General features: G+C 50.1%; 9 protein-coding genes. 5 read left to right on the forward strand and 4 right to left on the reverse strand.

Features of this window, described 5'->3' with window-relative positions; genetic code table 11:
• Positions 1–5: 5 nt before the first annotated feature.
• The 4 genes from JUB14_RS19245 to JUB14_RS19260 form a co-directional block, all read right to left on the reverse strand.
• The gene (locus tag JUB14_RS19245; protein WP_207508444.1) at positions 6–1,886 is read right to left on the reverse strand and encodes a heparinase II/III domain-containing protein; all 1,881 of its coding nucleotides are present in this window, start codon (positions 1,884–1,886) and stop codon (positions 6–8) included.
• Between the two features lie 96 nt (positions 1,887–1,982).
• Positions 1,983–3,761: a RagB/SusD family nutrient uptake outer membrane protein gene (locus tag JUB14_RS19250; protein WP_207508445.1), complete on the reverse strand. Its 1,779-nt coding sequence runs from the start codon at positions 3,759–3,761 to the stop codon at positions 1,983–1,985.
• 79 nt (positions 3,762–3,840) lie between these two features.
• The gene (locus JUB14_RS19255; protein ID WP_229368023.1) at positions 3,841–7,104 is read right to left on the reverse strand and encodes a SusC/RagA family TonB-linked outer membrane protein; all 3,264 of its coding nucleotides are present in this window, start codon (positions 7,102–7,104) and stop codon (positions 3,841–3,843) included.
• A gap of 718 nt (positions 7,105–7,822) precedes the next feature.
• Positions 7,823–10,177 carry a TonB-dependent receptor gene (locus JUB14_RS19260; protein ID WP_207508446.1) on the reverse strand — a complete coding sequence of 785 codons (2,355 nt, stop codon included), beginning with the start codon at positions 10,175–10,177 and terminating at the stop codon, positions 7,823–7,825.
• 233 nt (positions 10,178–10,410) lie between these two features.
• Between JUB14_RS19260 and JUB14_RS19265 the strand changes: the two genes are divergently transcribed.
• From JUB14_RS19265 to JUB14_RS19285, 5 genes are all read left to right on the forward strand, one after another.
• Positions 10,411–12,912 carry a phosphocholine-specific phospholipase C gene (locus JUB14_RS19265; RefSeq protein ID WP_207508447.1) on the forward strand — a complete coding sequence of 834 codons (2,502 nt, stop codon included), beginning with the start codon at positions 10,411–10,413 and terminating at the stop codon, positions 12,910–12,912.
• A 420-nt stretch (positions 12,913–13,332) separates the two neighbouring features.
• Positions 13,333–16,683 (forward strand): SusC/RagA family TonB-linked outer membrane protein, encoded by a 3,351-nt coding sequence (locus JUB14_RS19270; RefSeq protein ID WP_229368024.1) that lies wholly within the window; start codon positions 13,333–13,335, stop codon positions 16,681–16,683.
• A 23-nt stretch (positions 16,684–16,706) separates the two neighbouring features.
• Entirely contained in the window at positions 16,707–18,437 is a 1,731-nt protein-coding gene (locus JUB14_RS19275; RefSeq protein ID WP_207508448.1) for a RagB/SusD family nutrient uptake outer membrane protein, read from the forward strand.
• Positions 18,438–18,528: 91 nt separating this feature from the next.
• Positions 18,529–19,764, forward strand: a complete 1,236-nt coding sequence (locus JUB14_RS19280; RefSeq protein ID WP_207508449.1) for a purple acid phosphatase family protein — start codon at positions 18,529–18,531, stop codon at positions 19,762–19,764.
• A gap of 46 nt (positions 19,765–19,810) precedes the next feature.
• Positions 19,811–20,626, forward strand: coding sequence for an endonuclease/exonuclease/phosphatase family protein (locus JUB14_RS19285; RefSeq protein ID WP_229368025.1), 816 nt, complete (start codon positions 19,811–19,813; stop codon positions 20,624–20,626).
• Positions 20,627–20,750 lie beyond the last annotated feature (124 nt).

Genomic DNA, 20,750 nt, shown 5'->3' on the forward strand with positions numbered 1-20,750 from the left:
GTACTTTATTTTTTGCCCCATTGAGCAAGTGGGAGATTTTTTGTATTGCTGGTGCCGGTCACTTTTTCAGGGAGTAGTTCTACCTGTAAAGTCTGTGACTCTCCCGCTGGTACCTCGTATTCAAAACCCACCAGTTGGGTACCGTCGTTAGGGGCGTCATAGTCTGTAGTGGGGGCAGTACTCCAGGTCTGTATCTGTACGGAAGCCGGAGCGTTAACCCGGAGGGTAAGCTTCTTACCATTATGGGTGAGTTGAGCTGTATTGTCCTTATTTATGGTCACCTCCGCGGGGGTAAGCATCACCCACCGGACTTTGGCAGGCTTGTCTGTTGCTTTGACTTCATCCCGAACCACTACGTACCCATCTTTGACGATGCCAATACCACGTTGGGCGCTGGCCAGCTGACCTTCGTATACTTCTGACAGATCCGAAACGGCATACTTCATATCGCTGTTTGTTCCGGAAGCCTGGATCTTTGCTTTGCCTTTTACCAGCTGGTGCTGATCGTTGACAGTAAGAGTATTATGGATCAGGTTGTTGTAGCGCTTGATTTGCCAGCGTTGAGCCGTCTGCTCCCCGCCCCAGATATTCAACCCCTTTGACTCGAGCGAATTATAGTTCTGCATACCCAAATCCTGCGCCCACCGTACGCCATCCGACTCCATCACAAAAGACCCCACGTCCATGTGGCCATGACTGGCCGAAGGGGTACCTGTTTTAAATCCGACATAGATAGAATTCGGGTCGGTCCAGGAGCTGCGCATCATGGTGACCGGATTCTTGCCCTGTCCGGTCCATGAGGTAGTGGCCGGAGGAGTGACCTTACTAAGCGGATTGGAAACACCCCAGATCATGACCGCCGGAAGCAGACGGTCTTTGGTAAAAGCAGCGTAGTCGGTCTGCTGCAAGTACTCCTTTTCAACCCATAGCAGTGAGGGATCTTTACTTTTCTGCGCAAACCAGAACATAGCCGGGTGAAGGCTTCCTTTTCCCGAACCCGCATCACTGTAATTGAATGAAAGACCCGAGGGGCCGGTCATGTACTCCATGTACCGGGCGGTTTTCAAAAAGCCCGGCTCCTGCGACAGGCCAAAGTCCGTTCCGAAGGCCTTCTCCATAGCACTGATGAACAATACATTGAAGGATGTACCATAACCCCAGTAGCTGTACCCTTCCGGATAAGCTCCATCGGGTGCGTAATCTTTCATGGGAAGTTTGATCGTGGTCAGCGCCCGTTGGATGATTTGCTTCGACAGTTCCGGATTATCCTCGTATAAAGCCAACGCACCAAAGCTGATACCCGCGTTGCATACCTGATTCCAGTTATTAGAAACCCGAAGAAAAGCATTGTACTGATCATCCAGGGACGTGTTCAACCCCTTTTCAGTTATAGCCTGCGCTATGGTTTTTTTTGACTCGGGCGAAAGTACCGGGTACAGCCAGTCATAGCCAATGGCCATGGCCATGGTCATTTCGGCTACGTCCAGGTAATGCGTGGGATTCCAATCTGAGAAGCCGGCAATGGCCAGCATTTCTTTTTCAGCCCGCTGAGCATACTTGCTGTCCTGCGTCATCCTCCAGGCGTACGACAGGTGAAACAATCGCCGTAGTGCCTCCCGGGATTTGTCAAGCAACCGTCTGCCAATCTGAATACGTTCGATGGGGGGTAGTTGAATGATCTGGTCCGACTCCGAAAGAATAGCCTGATGCATTTTCTGCCAGGTAGGTTCAGCCGCAATTGCTTTCTGGATCTGCTTTTCTTCTCCGGCCAGCAGCAGCAGGCGCGGATGCCCCGGCGGTGCGGGTAGGTTCTGGGCTGTTACCTGGCCTAATCCGGAACATAACCAGAGAAGGAGCAGGGTGATAGAATAGATTCGTAATTTCATGGGGTTTAGGAAAATGGATTGTACATAATAAAAAAAGCTACCCGAAGAGCTTTTTTAACGCCCTCCGGGTAGCTTAATAATAGGGCAGGGAGAGTTTTAGTCCCAGCCTGGATTCTGCTTGATAGCGGGATTTTGAGCCAGCGTATTCAACGGAATAGGCCACAGGTAGTGCTTTTTCTCGTCAAAAACCGGAGTAGCGAAGTCCGTACCCTGGTATACGTCTATGTAGGTTTTGCCCGAGACAGGATCTACCTTCGATTTTACGATGGCTTTGGGATACCGGGCAATGGCGGCATCATTCCATCGCATTCCCATCGTCGGAATTGTTAGTTTTTTACCCTGCTTCCAGCGCATGAGGTCCTGGTACCGATGTCCTTCCATAAACAGTTCAATGCGGCGCTCTCTACGGATTTCCTGGATCAAAGGCGAAACACCGTCTGCTGTGTAGCGGGGGTCTACCGGTACTTTGCCTATCTCCAGATGCGGCATACCCACCCGGTCACGCAACTTATTAATGGTCAGATCCAGGTCGGTCTGGGTGATGGTACCCAGTTCAGCATTGGCCTCGGCATTAATGAGTAGCACTTCAGCAAAACGCATAATAATCGCGGGTGACTCGCCTGTGTCGAAGGCCTTACCAATCATATCGGCCGCATTGTAATGCTTGATAATGTGGTAGCCGGTGGTGGTAGTAAAGCCGCCCGCCATTCCGTTGATGCGGGGATAGGGCAGTCCATCGCCCAAGTGGTAGTTATAATGTTTGGTATCATCGGGATGCAGCACCGTTTGGCGCAGGCGGGGGTCCCGGTTCTCAAAAACATCCTCGATCTTGTCGTCACCTTTGTAAAGTGGTGATAGCGAGATAGGTAACCCATCGATACATAGGTAGTCCTCCACAAGGCTCTTGGTAGCACCGCCCGTGTAGCTGAAATAGGACTGGATGTGATTGGTATATACACCTACCTTGTATTTGCGCCAGTACATTACTTCAGGATTACCCGTCAGATCAAATACGCGGTGGTAGGCGTTGTAATCTGTTTTGGGATTCCCCGTCGAATACAGGCGGAAAGGCCCTTTGTCCATAATTTCTTTAGAAGCCTTAGCCGCTTCCTCCAGCCACATGTTGGCGTTGCTGCCACCGTGGTACTTGCGGAAAGTACCTTCAAAGAGACAAATCCGGGCTTTTGCCAGAAGGGCTACCCAGCGGGTCACCCGACCGGGGGCACCGCCATCGCCCCAGCTGTTGGGGAGCTTTTCGGAGGCGAAGTTCAGGTCTTCCAGCACTTTTTCCATAGCCTCCTCCCGCGGAGTACGGGCGGCATAAAGCTCTTCTGAGTCAATATTTAGGGCTTTTTCTACATAAGGTACGTCGCCATATTTAGCTACTTTATCGGCATAAAACCAGCCGCGGAATAGACGCGCCTCGGCAATATATTTGTCCTTAACCGCCTGTGATACCTTAGCACGGTTATAGTTTTCCAGACCCACGTTGATAGCCCGGACAAAGTTCCACCCCCGGTAGCCAAACCAGTCGGGGTTGGCGGGTACTGTGTACTTGCCACTTCTGATCTGTTGAAAGAAGGTATGCCGGGGTTCGATGGGGGCCAGATTGTCCGAAAGCTCATCCTGATTCCAGATGCTTCCAAAATGGCTGTCGAAGCCGTTGTTATGGCCCTGCAGAATGGGAACGTTCGGTTCCACCCGTAACAGATCATAGAGGCTGTTATTATAAACGGCGAGGTCGTTTTCGGTATTCCAGAAGGTTTCGTTCGTGATCCGATCCAGAGGGTACCTTTCCAGGAAATCGTCGTTGCAGGCTGTGACCGCCACCGCTGTAAGGCAGCCTAACCCAAGTTTAAGAAATATCTTTTTCATGATAAATTGTTTAGATTTTGTATTGTGGAGGTGTTGATTTAAGTCGCTCACCAGGAGCATTTTCTCTAATCCCTATCCACTAAAATGATACGTTGATTCCCAGGGTGCCTATTCGTTGCATAGGGTATTCAATGACCTGAGTCTGGATGGTTTCAGGGTCGAGTGGCTTGCGAATCTTCGAGAACTCAAAAAGGTTCATTCCCGCTACAAACACCTGCGCCTGAGTCATGCCAATCTTGCTGATAAGGCTTTGTGGCAGGTTATAGCTGAAGGTGATGTTCTTGGCCCGAAGGTATCCCGCTTTTTGCAGGTAGCGCGATTGGGTCTGGACGTTCTTCTTGTCGCTGGTTGAAATGTGCGCAGCGGGGAAGTAAGCATCGCGGTTATCCTCAGTCCAGGTATCGGTGATGTAGTAATTCTCTACGTGACCAGCGTTGAAGGGGTAGAACCAGGTCCAGTTACCATTGTCAGGTGAATAGTCTGCCTGGCCAATTCCCTGGAAGAAGGCCGTAAGTCTAAAGTCTTTGTAGGCAATGCTGGCATTAATACCAAAGCTATATCGGGGGGTTGTGTTGCCGATAATCTTGCGGTCTCCGGGGTCGGCCAGGGTATTTTTACCAGGACTGATGATTCCATCCCCGTTCAGATCGGCGTACTGGATGTCTCCTGCCCGCCAGTTGTTACCAATCCGTGACTGATCAGGAGCGTTCTTGACATCTTCCTGAGACTGGAAAATACCAACTGTCTCATACCCCCAGATCTCCCCGATTTTCTGACCTACGTAGTAGATGGTATTATTATTGGGCAATGCTCCTGATGGATTCTCGAACTTGGTGATGGTTGAGGTAGCATCCGCCAGCGCCAGCGTTACATCGTAGCTCCAGTTACTTCTTATTCTATCGCGCCAGGTCAGGGCCAGTTCCCAACCCTTGGTGCGCAGGTCGGCGGCATTAGATTGCGGCGCACTGGTACCCAGAATGTCGGGGTAGGATACGTTCATGAGCATGTCCTTGGTGTCGCGGGTGTAGAGGTCAAACGATAAATCGAGCCGACTTTTCAGTACCGTCACGTCTAAACCAATGTTTTTGGAGGTTACCGATTCCCAGGTCAATGATGGGCTTACCAGACCGGCAGCCGACACATAGGGGATGGTACTATTCTGTAACATATAGGGTGACTGTCCTGTACCCATTGTTGACACATACGGATAGAAAATCTGATCTCCGTTTCTGTTGGAAATAGTCTGGTTACCTAATGTTCCGTACGAGGCGCGTAGCTTCAGGTTATCCAGCCAGCTGGTGGTACCTGCCATAAAGCTTTCGTTGCTGATCCGCCAGCCCGCTGATACGGAGGGGAAGAAACCGAAGCGGCTTTCTTTGGGGAAACGCGAAGTTCCGTCGTAGCGACCATTGAATTCGATCAGGTACCGATCGTCGTAGTTGTAGGTCAGGCGGTAGAACATCCCCCGCAAGGCCACGTGCGACTGGCCACCGAAGGATTGCTGTACACCCGTTGTCGCGTTGATGTCCGTAACCTGAGGTGTAATCAAAGCACGGGCCATAGCGCCTACGTACCGGTTTTGGCCCCGCTCCTGGTTGAAACCTACCAGGGCAGTCACATTATTTTTGCCCAGGTTTTGCACCGTATATTCGGCAAAGGCATTCAACACGTAATACTGGTTGTAGTTGTTGTTGTTTCTGATCCAGTCATCCCCGCTGAAACCATTGCTGATGGGGTTGGCCGCCAACAGGTTGGCATCGACAATTTCTACCTTACTCTGTACATCCTGGTGGATGTTGTTGTAAATATTGTAGGAGAAGTTACCAATCAATTTTAATCCTTTCAACGGAGTCAGGGTAACGCCCTGGGTGAGCCAGATGTCATTTCTGGTGAAGGTTTCTCGGCCACCATCCAGCAGATAGGGGAAGAAGTTGGTGCCACCGAAGTACTTGCCAATGTAGGGAGCGTACTTGTCGCGGTCACCGGGAGTGACGTAATACTCAAGGTCCGGGAACTGGATGGGCTGAATAGGGTTCACCCGAGCCAGTGAATTAATGTTTACATCCCAGTTGTAGAAGTGGGGTTTATTACTATTCTGCGAGTTGAATATCACCTTTTCATCAAAACTCAACCAGTTGTTTACCTTGAAGTCGGCCTTCATCAGGATGTTGTAGCGCTTGAACTTCTCGTTGTTTTCGCGCAGGTAGCCATCTTTGCTGAAACGACCCAGCGAAAAGAAGAATTTTGAATTATCCGAACCACCAGAGATGGACAAATCCTGCTGATCGGTGGGAGCGTAATCAGTCATTATTTTATCCTGGTACCGATTATACCCATAGTACTGGAGTGCCCCGTTTACCACGCCCCATTCATTAGCCGGAATCGGGTTTTCAGAGTACTTCTTAACCGCCGCTACAAAGTCTTCGTTGTACGAAGGGTTACCGTTGGTCCTCATGTTAGCCCGGTTCCGGGCCAGTACAAACTGATAAGGGTCCGTCACCACATCCATGTTGAAGATGGGCTTGGCCAGAGATGTTTGCGCGCCAAAGTTAACCTGTACTTTGCCCGATTTTCCGCTCTTGGTAGTAACAAGTACCACACCAAAAGCGGCCCGTGCTCCGTAAATGGCCGCCGCGGAGGCATCCTTGAGAACGCTGATGCTCTGGATGTCGTTGGGGTTAATCCGGTTGATATCCATTGGGACGTTATCCACCAGAATCAGAGGACTACCCCCGTTGATGGACTGGTACCCCCGGATATTAAATGTAGTAGCCTGTGAGGGATCACCATTGCGTACGCCTACGTTCAGGTTGGGGATCACACCCTGTAAGCCTTCACCCGCGTTGGCGATGGGACGATTTTCAAGCCGCTTGGCATCAGCCACACCCACCGCACCGGTCAGATTGACTTTTTCCTGGGTACCGTAACCTACTACCACCACCTCATTCAGTACCTTGTCTTCAACATTCAGACTCAGATTAATAGTGCTTTGATTTCCTACCACTACTTCCTGAGAGGTATATCCCACGAAGCTGAAAACCAGGACCGTATTATTCTCCGGTACATCCAGTTGAAACTGACCGTCGCCATTGGTGGTAGTACCGCGTGTAGTGCCTTTAATCACCACGCTCACGCCGGGTAGGCCAGCGCCCGTATCGTCGGTGACCTTGCCAGAAATAAGTCTTTTGGGAGTGCGGAAAATACTTTCACGAGGGGCATGGTTGCTATCGCCACCGGCTACGGCAGCCCCGCCGGCAAGCAACATAGAAAGCATCAGAGAAGTAGCCACTAAGCGCGTACTCCTGCGGAGGTACGTGCGGCAGTACGGTACATGTTTTTTCATGATTCTACTGGTTAGGTTTTATAAGCATTCTGTACAGGAACTTCTATTGATTGGGGCTCTTTGAGGGGTAGACCAGGCTTGGAGGCTGGTAAACGACCAGGTGGGAGCGGCTGCAATGGTACTCCGGCTGATGGTTTATAAGGTCAGACCGGAGTTACTTCCGATGATATTTTTTATAAAAAGGCTTCTTTGGATGGAAGAGCCCGGGACGAAAAACAGAAATGCGAATGACCAGGAAATGAAACATGTTTTCTTACCAGGTACCTCTAATCCTTCTACTAGGAAATGGTTTACAACAGGCTACCTGGTAAGGCAGGAGTGGCTGGTTAAATCAAGGCGTATAGTTAGTTAGATTGATCGTACTTTAGAAAGATAGTATGGTGTCTTGATTGACTTATGTGAGTCAAAGCCCGGATATAGTTACATCTACCTTAGGAATAGGAGGTAACTATGATAATTTATAAATTTCAAAGTATAAAAAGTCGGGCGTGTACTGGTAGTCTGCGGGTATCAGGGCAACAGAATGGTGATTAATATACTAGTAGAGTGGAATGATAATCGTCTGATACCTTCCAGACATTAGGTGGTTTCTAAGTGTAAATTCTTTCTTTTTTACAAATAGGTATTAGGCGGGAAGGCCGTCGAAGACACTAAAGCAAATGAGTCAGTACCAACAGGTACTGACTCATTTGTATGAAATCGATAAATCCTAGCTTAATCAGATATCCAGGGTCAGGGCCAGACTGAAGCTCCGCCCTTTTCCTTTAATGTAGTAAGGGTCCAGCATCAGGAACTGCGAACGGCTGGGGAAATAATCCGCATTCAGCAGGTTTTCAATACCGGCTTTTAGCGTAAGAGAGTGATTGATGCGGTAGGAGGAGGCCAGGTTGAATACCTGGTAAGCACTAACCGGCCCCTCGTAGGTTTTATAGATGCCGGTCTCGTTCCTGGCAAAGCGATCGCGGTTGCCCGAACCCAGGAAGTCAAGCCTGAACAGCAGACTGGATGTAGGAGTATAGGTCACGAAGGCCGTATACTTGGGAGGAGTGATGCGTTCGCCTCCGATATACGAATCCTGCGGATCATCAAATTTACGGTTGTCGTTTCCATCCCGTTTCCCTTCCACGTAGGAGTAGGTGGCACCAACACGTACCTGACTGCTAAGCTTACCCGTCAGGGCCAACTCATAACCATATACCCGCTCGGGCATACGCTCTACTACGTAAAAACCGTTGACCTCCCGGAAGCTTGAGCCTAGTTTAGACTGACTCAGGTACGCGGATGCTTCCAGCGTAAAGCCTTTATAGCGGGAGTTGAAGCCTACCTCATAGTTATTGACTACCACGGCCGAGGTCTGGACCTGAGCTATGTCATTCACCCGGGCCGCCCGCAGTACCAGTCCGAGGTCAGCGACCGAGAAGCCCTGCGAAAAGTTAACATAGGGTCGTATCCATGACCACTTATTATACCGTAGTCCGCTGTTAAATACCCAGTAGTTATAGTACAGGTCACCGCCTTTCACGTTGATAGAAGTACCAAACTGTTTCGTCTGATTATTATAAGGCTTCAGCGTGGTATAATCCTCCACACCGATGGACATGCTTTCGTACCGAACGCCACCATTATATACGAGGTGATCGAAGAGCGTGGTCTGCAGCTGCATGAAGGGTGCCAGGCTTAACATATTCATCTCGGGTACCCAGGTGCGGCCGTCCAGCAGGGGCTGCGAGGTCACATCATTTAGCACATCTACTCCGTAGGCTACACTTCCCTGCAGGGAGCTACCTACTGTAAAGGGCGAGTTCAGGTCCAGACGTGCTCCTTTCTTCTGGGAGTGAATGGTAGACTGTCCGCCACCTTCAAACGTGGTACTGTAAAAGAAAACGGTACTGATATCCTGCAGGTAGGCGCTGGCACCCAGGCTGGTGTTGCCGATCAGCTTGTCATAGGTATAGTTGAGTTGAGCATTGTGGTTCCAGCGCGTACCCGGAGGCGACCCGATGGGTGTACCCGGTGCTGAGGTGGTTTTAATTCCCTTCTGGCTGTTGCCCAGTACTTCTATCAGGTCGGTTTTGTCCTGGCTGCTGAAGTAGTTGTAGCTCAGTTGCAGGCGTTGCGAAGGGGTAAGATCATAACCCAGTTTGGCAAAGGCATTATAGGTAGCTACATTGCTGAGCCCGTAGGTGGAGCCCAGTGGATCGCCCACGGCGTCCTTAATCACTCCATTACGTTCGTAACTGCTACTGACGGTATAGTCTATTTTACCGGCTTTGCCATAGAATGACTGGTAAAAGCGGCCTCCCAGCGTATTTACAGGGCTAACTAGAGAACCTGTACCTACCACCTCTGTACGCATCGAGAATGGTTTGGCGTAGTCGTTTCTGCGGGTGATGTAGTTGATAATCCCTCCGGCGGCCCCATTACCGTAGATCGACGTCGCCCCGCGGATTACTTCCACCCGTTCAAGTGCATAGGGGTCAATGGTACGGAGGTCCATAGAGCCATTACGCAGCGGGGTAGACTGGGGGATACCATCCACCAGGACCAGCAGCTGCCGGCCCCGGAGGGTCTGTCCCCAGTTACTGGTTGTACCCGATGAAGTACCCAGTCCCGGTATAGTCAACGCCAGTATGTCGCCTGGGTTATTGCTAACGATTTGTGTTTGTTCCAGCGTACGGCCGTCTAGCACAGATACCGACTGGGTAAGATTGGCTGTTGATTCTGATTTGCTCCTCGAGGTAATAATTACCTCATCCAGGTTCTGCGTTCCTCCAGTTAGGGTTAGCGTTACTGTTTCTACCTCTCCTTCCGAAAGCTGTACAGAGTACTGCTGCGTCTGAAAACCAATGGCCGATACCTGGAGCGAGTAGGAGCCGGCAGGCAGGTTGTTTAGTTTGAATCCACCGCTTTCGTCGGTAAGGGCGCCTTTTTTCTTATCAACGGCTACGGTAGCATACGGAATGGCATTGCTCTGGGCATCCCTGATAGTACCGGTTATGATACCCGCCCCGGATTGGGCGTAGACCGAGATGCTAACAGATAATAAAGTAAGAAAGAGTACTAGTCTTGTCATATGGGTTGAATGATATTGAGGGAACAAGATGAAGCTGCAAACCTAATCCTTATTTAGAATAATTTAAAATAATTAGTGAAAAATGATAGATCACTATGTCCTACAAGTTCAAAGCAGAAAGGCATAATCAAGCCTTAACATAGAAAGTTCGGTAATGAATAGGAATCCTTTTTAATTTGCCACCCAACCAGGTGTCTCTGTACGAACCTATTTTTTCTAAGCCCTTACCAAGAATGAATTCAAGAAGAGATTTTATCAAAAAAGCCGCCCTCTTGTCTACTGGACTGTCAGGCATCTTGCCTGAATCTATCCAGCGGGCCTATATCATTGATCCTCCTGCGGGTACTACCTATCTGGATGCCGAGCACGTGGTTATACTGATGCAGGAAAACCGCTCCTTCGATCATGCCTATGGGTCTTTACAGGGAGTCCGGGGCTTTAATGATCCGCGGGCCATTGAGCTACCTAACCGCCATAAGGTGTGGCTACAATCCAATGCGAAGGGGGAGACCTATGCGCCCTTCCGGCTTAACATCAAGGATACCAAAGCTACCTGGATGAGCGCACTTCCGCATTCGTGGGAGAATCAGGTAGATGCCCGTAACGATGGGAAATACGATGGCTGGCTGGAAGCTAAAAAGTCCGGGAATCGGGAGTACGCCAAGATGCCCCTGACCATGGGGTACTACGACCGCCAGGACATACCCTTTTACTATGCCCTGGCGGACGCTTTCACAGTTTGTGACCAAAACTTCTGCTCTTCCCTGACGGGTACCACACCCAACCGTTTGTATCTGTGGTCGGGTACGGTACGTGACCCGCGTGAACCCGGGGCCATGGCCAACGTACGAAACGAAAATGTGACCTATAGCTCCGAAGCCAGTTGGATGACCTTTCCGGAGCGGTTGGAAGAGCAGGGGATTTCGTGGCAGATCTACCAGAATGAAATCAGTATTGACACAGGTCTAACTGGTGAAGAGGATAGCTGGCTGGCTAACTTCACCGATAACCCCATCGAATGGTTTTCGCAGTACCGGGTTCGCTTTCATCCGGCCTACTACGCCTACATAAAAGAGCAGTCAGCTGTGCTACCGGACAAGATCGTACAGCTGGAGAAAAAGCTGGCTGGCCTGAAAGAAAGCGACGAAGACTATGCCAAAGTAAAGAAAGATCTGGAACGGCAGAAAAGCGGGCTGAAGACTATTCAGAATGATCTGGTGGAGTATGCTCCTGAAAGGTTTGAAGCTCTGTCGGAGCGGGAAAAGAATATTCATCGCAAAGCGTTTTCTACCAATATCGGAGATCCGGATTATCGTAAACTGGAGTCATTGATCTATAAGGATGGCGATACTGAGCGGCATATGAAAGTACCCAAAGGGGATGTGCTGCATCAGTTCCGGTCGGATGTAGAGAACAAAAAGCTACCTACGGTGTCCTGGGTAGTAGCGCCCGAAAACTTCTCCGACCATCCCGGCGCCCCCTGGTACGGTGCCTGGTACCTGTCCGAAGTGATGGATATACTGACCAAAGATCCCGAAGTATGGAAAAAAACGATATTCATCCTGGCCTACGACGAGAATGATGGGTACTTCGATCACGTTCCGCCCTTTGTTCCCCCCCATCCCGATCAACCCGAAACAGGACTGACGAGTAAGGGGGTTGATACCCGGCTGGAATTTGTGACCCAGGAGCAGGAAAGCAAACGGAAAAACGGAGGTCGTACCGGACCCATCGGGCTGGGCTACCGGGTACCGCTGGTGGTTGCATCACCCTGGAGTAGGGGAGGGTATGTTTGTTCGGAAGTATTTGACCACACCTCAGTACTGCAGTTCCTGGAGCACTTCCTGAGCCACAAAAAGGGAGCACCTATAGAGGAGACTAATATTAGCAGCTGGCGGCGTACCGTCTGCGGCGATCTCACGTCGGTGTTTCGGCCGTATCAGGGGGAGAAGATAGCTCTGCCCGCTTTTGTGAAGAAAGAGCCTTTCATTGAGAGTATACACAAAGCCCAGTTCAAAGAAGTACCGACTAGCTTTAAGGTACTTACTCCTCAGGAAATTGCCCAGATCAATGCCAGTCCGGCTAACGCACCCCATATGCCCCGGCAGGAAAAGGGGATACGCCCTTCGTCAGCCCTGCCCTATGAATTGTATGCTGACAGCCACTGGCAGCAGGGGAAGCTGGAACTGCGGCTCGCTGCCCAAAAAGAAGTTTTCGGGAAGAAATCGCTGGGCGCTCCCTTTCAGGTGTACCAGCTACTTGACAACGATGTACGGGTTCGCTCGTACGCCGTAGTGGCGGGTGATACCCTGGTGGATACCTGGAAGGGTGATTATCACCTGCGGGTGTACGGTCCTAATGGTTTTTATCGGGAGTTTGTAGGTGGTAGTCAGCAGCCAGCCATCCATGTATCGTGCCGGTATAAGCAGGGAGCCAACCGCCAGCTAACCGGCGATGTACTGGTTAAGTTAGTGAATAATGATCCGGCTCGCGCCTATCAGATACAGCTTACGGACAATGCCTATCAGTCCAGACCAAAAACGGTTGAACTGGCCAGAGCCGGGACCAGGGGTGCTGAACAGACGATAGAACTTGACCTGAAGAAAAGCCACAGCTGGTACGATTTCAGCGTAGAGGCAGTTGGTAACAATGCCTTCCGGCAGACCTACGCCGGACGCGTAGAAACCGGGAAAAGCGGGTGGAGTGACCCCCAGATGGGCGCAGCCCTGATATAATAAGCAGTATTCTTTAGGTTCGGCATTGCCTGAAAATTTAATGCAGGCTATGAGGTAGTACTAACAGCAGTTAGTTTACCTCGTAGCCTGCTTTTTTTTCTTTCTATTATTGGCAGGTCATAGCTGTACTCGCTTTGATGGATGCCAACTATTGGTTTTACACCATGGTTTTAGACTTTCTCTATGTTAAAAATACAATTTTTATCCATCTCGCCTTTTGTTGTTTCTCTTATCAATTCATCCATTTCTTGCTATAAAGTTTTTATTACTATTCCTGGAATTAGATAATATTTCCTTAACTGCTGCTTAATATCTACTTGTAACTCTACGCCTACTTTTGTGGTCTATTCCCTTTACTGATGCAGCTAATAAGATCAGGACGGTCTTTTAGCCTTCTTCTTATTTAACTATCGTACTAGTATGAAAACAAGTTTACTGGCCACTCTTGCGCTGCCGTTGGGTTTGTTCCTGACGATGCCGGTTTCCGCAGAGAAAAGTAACATTGGCGGTCATGTTACAGATCGTGCAGGTAATCATAAGGCTGTTGAGAAACACCTCAGCCCGACACACCTGATTCCCATCAAAGAGGTATCCCCTCAGGCATTTAGAGTAAAAGGAACTGTAGTAGCCTCTGACGGACAGGGTGCTCTGCCGGGAGTAAGTGTGGTGGTCAAAGGTACCTCCCAGGGTACTACTACCGACGGAAACGGTAACTACGAGCTTACCGTTCCGGGAGAAGGGTCGGTGCTGGTTTTTAGCTTTGTGGGCTATACCCCTCAGGAGGTAATAGTTGGCAACCGCCGGGTACTGGATGTGACCCTGGCGGCTGATAATAAGGTACTTGAAGAGCTGGTTGTAGTAGGCTACGGTACCCAGAAGCGGGTAAACCTAACGGGAGCAGTCAGCCAGATACAGGCCCGCGAACTGGAAGACCGGCCTCTTAATAACATGTCCCAGATCCTGCAGGGGATGGTACCTAACCTGAACATCACCTTTAGCACCGGACAGCCGGGTCAGGGAGGTAACCTGAATGTCAGGGGCGAGACTTCCATTAACGGGGGAGGTCCCCTGGTACTGATCGACGGAGTACCCGGAGATATCAACCGGATTAACCCGAATGACGTGGAGTCGGTATCGGTCCTGAAAGATGCGGCTGCCTCGGCAATCTATGGGGCGCGGGGTGCCTTTGGGGTTATCCTGGTTACTACCAAAACCGCCAAAAATGGCAAAACCAGTGTATCATATAGCAACAACTTTGGTTGGTCTACCCCGACTATAAGTACCCGCTTCATGACCAACGGCTATGAGCACACGATGCTAAATGATGAGGCCTTCAAACGTGCTACCGGTAACACCTACACCCGGTATTCCGACGAAGATTATAAAGAGCTTGAGGCGCGCCGGTACGACAAGACCGAGCACCCGGACCGGCCTTGGACGGTAGTCAAAAACGTAAATGGTAAAGATATCTACAACTACTACGGTAACTACGACTGGTGGAATACGCTCTTTAACATGACACAGCCTACCAGTCAGCATAACCTGAATCTATCGGGTGGTACCGATAAGGTGAACTATTACCTGTCGGGGTCGGCCTTTCAGAAAGCGGGGATCATGCGTATCAATACTGATAAATTTAACTCCTATACCCTTCGGAGTAAAATTAACGCCCAGCTGACCCCCTGGCTTAAAGTAAGCAACAACACCCAGTACTTTGACTCAAAATACAGCTACCCGGGTCGGGAGGGAGGTGCCAATGCTAACTTTGTAGCCATTACGGTACACGCCATGCCGGCCTATGCTCCCCGTAACCCGGATGGTACCGCTACGTACAACACGTTGAAAAACAACTACTCGATCGGTGATGGTCTTTTTGCTAATCTGTTGAATGGAGTAGCAGGGGGAGAAGAGCGAGTGCATGAGCTGACCACTATTAATTCCCTGACCATTGACTTCACTAAGAACTGGAACCTGGTAGCCAATCATTCGTACTCATTTTATATAGCCGATGACTGGTATCGTTCCGCGGTGGCCAGGTACTCCATCCAGCCGGGTATCCTGACGACGGTTCCCAACTACAATACGGATCAGTACAGCCGAACCCTGTGGTTTGACCCGATGAGCGTTACCAATGTATACTCCTCTTTCAACCAGACATTTGGAAAGCATTATGTGGGGGCTACGGCTGGTCTGAACTACGAAACCAAGAAACACCAGCGCCTGTACGGTGCCCGTAAGAACCTGCTTTCTGAGAACCTTAACGATCTGAACCTGGGTACGGGAGAGCAGCTTTCTTCGGGTGGCTCGTACCAGTATGCTCTGTTTGGTACCTTCTTCCGTCTAAACTACGACTACAGTGGTAAGTACCTACTGGAGGTGAATGGTCGCTACGATGGTACTTCCCGTTTTGGAGCCGGCAGTCGTTATGGTTTTTTTCCTTCGGTATCTGCCGGATGGAGAATCAGCGAAGAAGCTTTCTTTGAACCCGTTCGTAATGTAGTAAATAACCTGAAGGTGAGAGCTTCGTATGGTACCCTGGGGAATCAGCTGCCTTCCAACACGAATTCGGCCAGCTTCTACCCCTATGTTTCTATTATGCCAACTTCACAGATAAGCTGGCTGGATAATGGACAAAAGCTCTACCAGGTCAACACACCCAACCCTATATCGCCGAATCTGACCTGGGAAAAAGCAACTACCTCTAACCTGGGTATTGATGCTGATGTACTTAATAACCGACTTAACTTTTCATTCGATGCCTATATCCGCAATACGACTGATATGTTGATACCGGGTAAGGTAATTCCTGCCGTGTATGGCGCATCAGTACCTACCGAAAATGCGGGTGATTTACAGACTAAAGGTTTTGAACTGGCCATCTCCTGGCGCGATAAACTGAATGTGGCCGGTAAGCCTTTTTCATATAATGCCTCATTTATTCTCTCAGACTCTAAGTCTGTCATCACGAAGTATGATAACCCAAACAAGATACTGTCAAACCGCTATGTAGGTCAGACCATTGGTGAGATCTGGGGGTATTCGATTGGCGGAATCTTCCAGACTAACGAAGAGGCTCAGGCCTACGAAGTTGACCAGACAATCGTGAACCGTCAGCGCCTCAATGCTCCCGGTGAATGGAATAAGCTGCAGGCAGGTGATCTTAAGTTTATTGACCTGGATGGAAATGGTAAGATAGATCAGGGAGCCAATACGTTGGAAGACCACGGAGACCTCAGGATCATTGGTAACAGTCAGGCCCGCTATCGGTATGGTATGAACTTCGGAGCCAGCTGGAACGGGATTGATCTGTCGGTACTGGCGCAGGGTATCTGGCGTAAGCACTGGTATCCGGGCAATAACGCCGACAAGTTCTGGGGGCCTTACTCACGTCCTTACTACTCGTTCATCCCTGAGAACTTTAATGATGATGTCTGGACACCGGAGAACCCCGATGCGTACTTCCCTCTGCTACGGGGGTATACGGCGCTCAACAGCGGGGGGGATCTGAATGCCCGCAATGACCGCTACATTCAGAACGTCGGGTACCTTCGTCTGAAAAACGTAGTACTAGGGTATACCTTCCCTGAGAGCCTCACCCGCAAGATCAGAGTACCCAGAGCCCGTATCTACGTAAGTGGAGAAAACCTGCTGACGTATACGCCTCTCCGTACCAAGTACATTGATCCGGAGCAACTGGATGGCGATGCTACCAACGGAAGAACGTATCCCATGTCTAAAACTTTCTCCGCTGGTCTTACCCTCAATTTTTAAACCGGCTTAATTACGTAGTACCTATGAAAAGAACAATAAGTTGCCTAGCCATAGCCTTGGGGCTGGTTTCCTGTAATCTGGACCTGCTGCCTCAGGATGCCATTGCTCCTGAAACCTTTTTCAAAACCGAAAATGATCTACAGCTATATACCAATTCATTCTACAATGCCCTGCCCGGCGCGGAGGATGTGTACAATGAGGATGTAGATAACGTAGTAAAAACCAGCCTCCGCGACGAGTTGAGAGGTACCCGGGTGGTACCTACCAGCGGAGGAGGATGGAGCTGGGGAACCCTCCGAAACATCAACTACTTCCTGGCCAATTCGAACAAATGTCCGGACCCCAAAGCCGTTGCTAAATATAATGGCCTGGCCCGTTTCTTCCGGGCTTACTTTTACTTCGGCATGGTAAAGCGTTTTGGCGATGTCCCCTGGTACTCACAGCCTATTGAGAGCAATAATGAAGAGATGTTAACCAAAGCCCGTGATCCGCGGGCGATGGTGATGGACTCCGTTATGGCTGACCTTGATTATGCCATTGCCAATCTGGGCAACGCGCGTCAGGTAAATACTGTCACCAAATGGACAGCCCTGGCCCTGAAGTCCCGGATAGCCCTGTACGAAGGCACCTTCCGCAAGTACCACCCCGAATACAACCTGCCCAACGCTGACAAGTTCCTGGATGAGTGTATCGCTGCTTCCGATGAATTAATGAAAAACAGCGGGTATACCATCTATAAGGCCACGCCCCAGACTGCCTACCAGAAGTTATTCGCGTCGGATAACGCGATTGCCGAGGAAGTGATCCTGGCCCGTGACTTTAGTGATGAGTCACAGGTATATCATAACCTGAACTACTACACCATGACCGCTTCGTACGGACGTCCCGGTCTGGAGAAGAGGCTGGTCAACAGCTACCTGATGGCCGACGGCTCGCGTTTTACGGATATTCAGGGTTACGATACCATGCAGTTCTTTGAAGAGGTCCAGAACCGTGACCCGCGTCTGTCCCAGACCATCCGGACACCCGGCTATACCCGTATCGGTGAAACTACCCGACTGGTTCCGGAATTCGGGGCTACGGTGACCGGATACCAGTTGATCAAATTCGTATCGGAGCCCAAGTGGGATACTTTCAACAAGGACATTACGGATATGCCTATCTTCCGCTACGCCGAAGTACTTCTGAACTTTGCCGAAGCCAAAGCCGAGCGGGGCACCCTGACCCAGGCAGATCTGGACCGTTCCATCAAGCTGATCCGTGACCGGGTGGGCATGCCTACCATCCACATGGCTGACGCCAATGCCAAACCAGACCCTTACCAGGCCGAGATGTACCCTCAGCTTAAAGGAGCCAACAAAGGTGTTCTTCTGGAAATTCGTCGGGAAAGACGCGTTGAACTGGTGATGGAAAACTTCTTCCGTTGGGACGATATCATCCGGTGGAAAGAAGGTCAACTCCTGACCAGACCCTTCAAAGGAATGTACTTCCCGGGCCCGGGTAATTTTGATCTGGACAAAGATGGAAAAGTAGATCTGGTCATCTACGAGGGTACCAAGCCCACCGTTCCGGGTGCTCAGATTCTGAAACTGGGCAGCGAGATATCGCTGGAAAACGGAAACAAGGGAGGCAATATCGTGATCAACGGGCATATCAATAAATCCTGGAATGAGGCCAGGGATTATCTCTACCCGCTACCCACTCAGGAAATCCTTTTGAACCCAAACCTGACCCAAAACCCCAATTGGAAATAATCTATTAAAAACCTGTAAAAAAGAAGCAAGCAGTTCGCTAGGATTAGTGACTTGCTTGCTTCTTACTTATATAACATAGCCACTAACCTGTATGCAAGCCAATAGAAGAGTCTTTCTCGAAAAGATAGCCGCAGCGGGGGCATTAAGCCTGTTACCAGCCGCCCATGCCCTGGCTGATGGTACACCTCAGCCTTCACCCCAGCCTAATGCCGAAGAAAAGAACCATTTTGTTGTGGGTCCTTATCTGCAGAACGTAGGTCCGGATGAGGCAACCGTGATGTGGATCAATCACAAAAACTGTTTCAGCTGGGTTGAGTACGGAGCCGGTACCCATACCAGCAAGCGGGAGTTTGGTTATACCAATGGCTTGATTGAGGCCAATAACCGGATCAATAAAATAACGCTAACCGAGCTTAAACCAGGTACCGAACATAAGTACAGGATAGTCTCTACGGAGGTACTGGGCTACAAAGGGTCTAAGGTGGAATTCGGAGAAACCATCACGAGTCCTATGTTCACGTTCAAGACACCGGCTCCTACCGATGAGGAGGTGAAGATGGTGATCCTGAACGATATCCACGACCGTCCCCAGATTATCCCGCAACTCCTCTATCGCCACGCCTACACCGGCAATACCCGCGATTACGACATGGTGGTCTACAACGGTGACTGCTTTGACTGGGTGACAGAAGAGAAGCAGATGGTGGACCACCTTATTAAACCATCGGTGGATGTCTTCGCGACGGAAGTACCCTTCTTACTCACCCAGGGTAACCATGAGTGCCGGGGTAGCTTCTCAAGGCACATCCCGCAGTACTACGCCTATCCCGACAATAAATACTACTACTCCTTCACCCGCGGACCGGTACATTTTGTGGTACTGGATTCGGGAGAAGACAAAACCGACGACAGCGTCGAGTACGGCGGATTGAGTGCCTTTGATCGCTACCGGGAAGTGCAGAAACGGTGGCTCGAAAAGGAAGTCCAGACGGAAGCTTTCAAGAAGGCTGCATTTCGGGTGGTACTGATCCATATATCGCCCTGGCACTCCGGTGACTGGCACGGTACCCTGCACTGTCGGGAGCAGTTCGGTCCTATTTTGAACAAAGCCAAAATTGACCTTCAGATCTCAGGACATACCCACCGCTACGCTACCCACGATGCGGATAGTACCCATTCATTCCCCATTGTCATTGGCGGTGGTCCTTTGGAAGGAAAGCGCACCCTGATCAAACTTCACGCTACCCCCAAAGAGCTTAATCTGAAAATGATCCGGGACGATGGAGAGCTGGTGGGTAAGTACACTCTTAGCAAAAAAGTAGTTTAAATTGCGCTCCATCATACCTATACCCAATAGATTATAAATTTTTCCAATGAAAAGATCACTATTAACTCTAAGTATCATTTCCGCTATGTTCTCCATGGGCTTTACCAATCAACCAAAAGGAGAGAAAGATCCAGTAGCTGCCAAAGCCAACCTTAAGGTAATGGCCTATAATATCCACCACTGCAATCCGCCCTCTGAGAAGGTGAAGATTGATGTGGAGGCTATCGCGCGCGTAATCAATCAGGAGAAGCCGGATCTGGTAGCCCTGCAGGAAGTGGATAACTATACCGAACGCTCGGGCAAGGAATTGAACCAGGCCCGCGAACTGGCCCGCCTCACGGGCATGAAGTCTTTTTTTATGAAAGCCCTTGACCACCAGGGGGGCGAGTATGGAGTGGCCGTACTTTCCCGCCTGCCAATCGTGGATTCGGTGGGTTACCTACTACCTCGCAACCCCGAGCTGGGAGGCGAAGACCGGGCCGTAGCCGCGGTTACGGTACAGGTACCCGGTAAGGGCCGGGTTATCTTTGCCAGTACTCACCTCGATCTGAAAGAAGGCAATCGGGTTACGGAGTCGGAACAGATTGTCAAGTATTTCAAAGATGCTGGTTTGCCCATGATCCTGGCCGGAGACTTCAATGCTCTTCCTGGTAGTCCGACGATCAACTATTTTGATCAGTACTTCACCCGTACCTGCCAGCAGAACTGCGAGCCTACCATACCCGTTGATAAGCCCAATCGTACAATCGACTTTATCATGTACAATCCGGCCGGTAGGTTCAAGGCTCAGTCCACCCGGGTAATCAGCGAGAAGTATGCATCGGATCACCTGCCGGTGGTAGCGGAGCTGGAAGTAAAATAGGTGTACCTGTAATGATCCTTCACAGGTAGTTATACAACCCAATAAAGCTAAAAGTCCAACGCCTCAGAAGATGATATTCTCTGAGGCGTTGGACTTTTTTCATTAGGAAAGAAATATACCTAAA

It is taken from the genome of Telluribacter humicola (genome assembly GCF_017355935.1).
Lineage (GTDB): Bacteria > Bacteroidota > Bacteroidia > Cytophagales > Spirosomataceae > Telluribacter > Telluribacter humicola.

Bases quoted from the DNA above. Each gene is read 5' to 3' on its own strand.
- JUB14_RS19245 (WP_207508444.1), bottom strand. From the start codon at position 1,886: ATGAAATTACGAATCTATTCTATCACCCTGCTCCTTCTCTGGTTATGT.
- JUB14_RS19250 (WP_207508445.1), bottom strand. From the start codon at position 3,761: ATGAAAAAGATATTTCTTAAACTTGGGTTAGGCTGCCTTACAGCGGTG.
- JUB14_RS19255 (WP_229368023.1), bottom strand. From the start codon at position 7,104: ATGAAAAAACATGTACCGTACTGCCGCACGTACCTCCGCAGGAGTACG.
- JUB14_RS19260 (WP_207508446.1), bottom strand. From the start codon at position 10,177: ATGACAAGACTAGTACTCTTTCTTACTTTATTATCTGTTAGCATCTCG.
- JUB14_RS19265 (WP_207508447.1), top strand. From the start codon at position 10,411: ATGAATTCAAGAAGAGATTTTATCAAAAAAGCCGCCCTCTTGTCTACT.
- JUB14_RS19270 (WP_229368024.1), top strand. From the start codon at position 13,333: ATGAAAACAAGTTTACTGGCCACTCTTGCGCTGCCGTTGGGTTTGTTC.
- JUB14_RS19275 (WP_207508448.1), top strand. From the start codon at position 16,707: ATGAAAAGAACAATAAGTTGCCTAGCCATAGCCTTGGGGCTGGTTTCC.
- JUB14_RS19280 (WP_207508449.1), top strand. From the start codon at position 18,529: ATGCAAGCCAATAGAAGAGTCTTTCTCGAAAAGATAGCCGCAGCGGGG.
- JUB14_RS19285 (WP_229368025.1), top strand. From the start codon at position 19,811: ATGAAAAGATCACTATTAACTCTAAGTATCATTTCCGCTATGTTCTCC.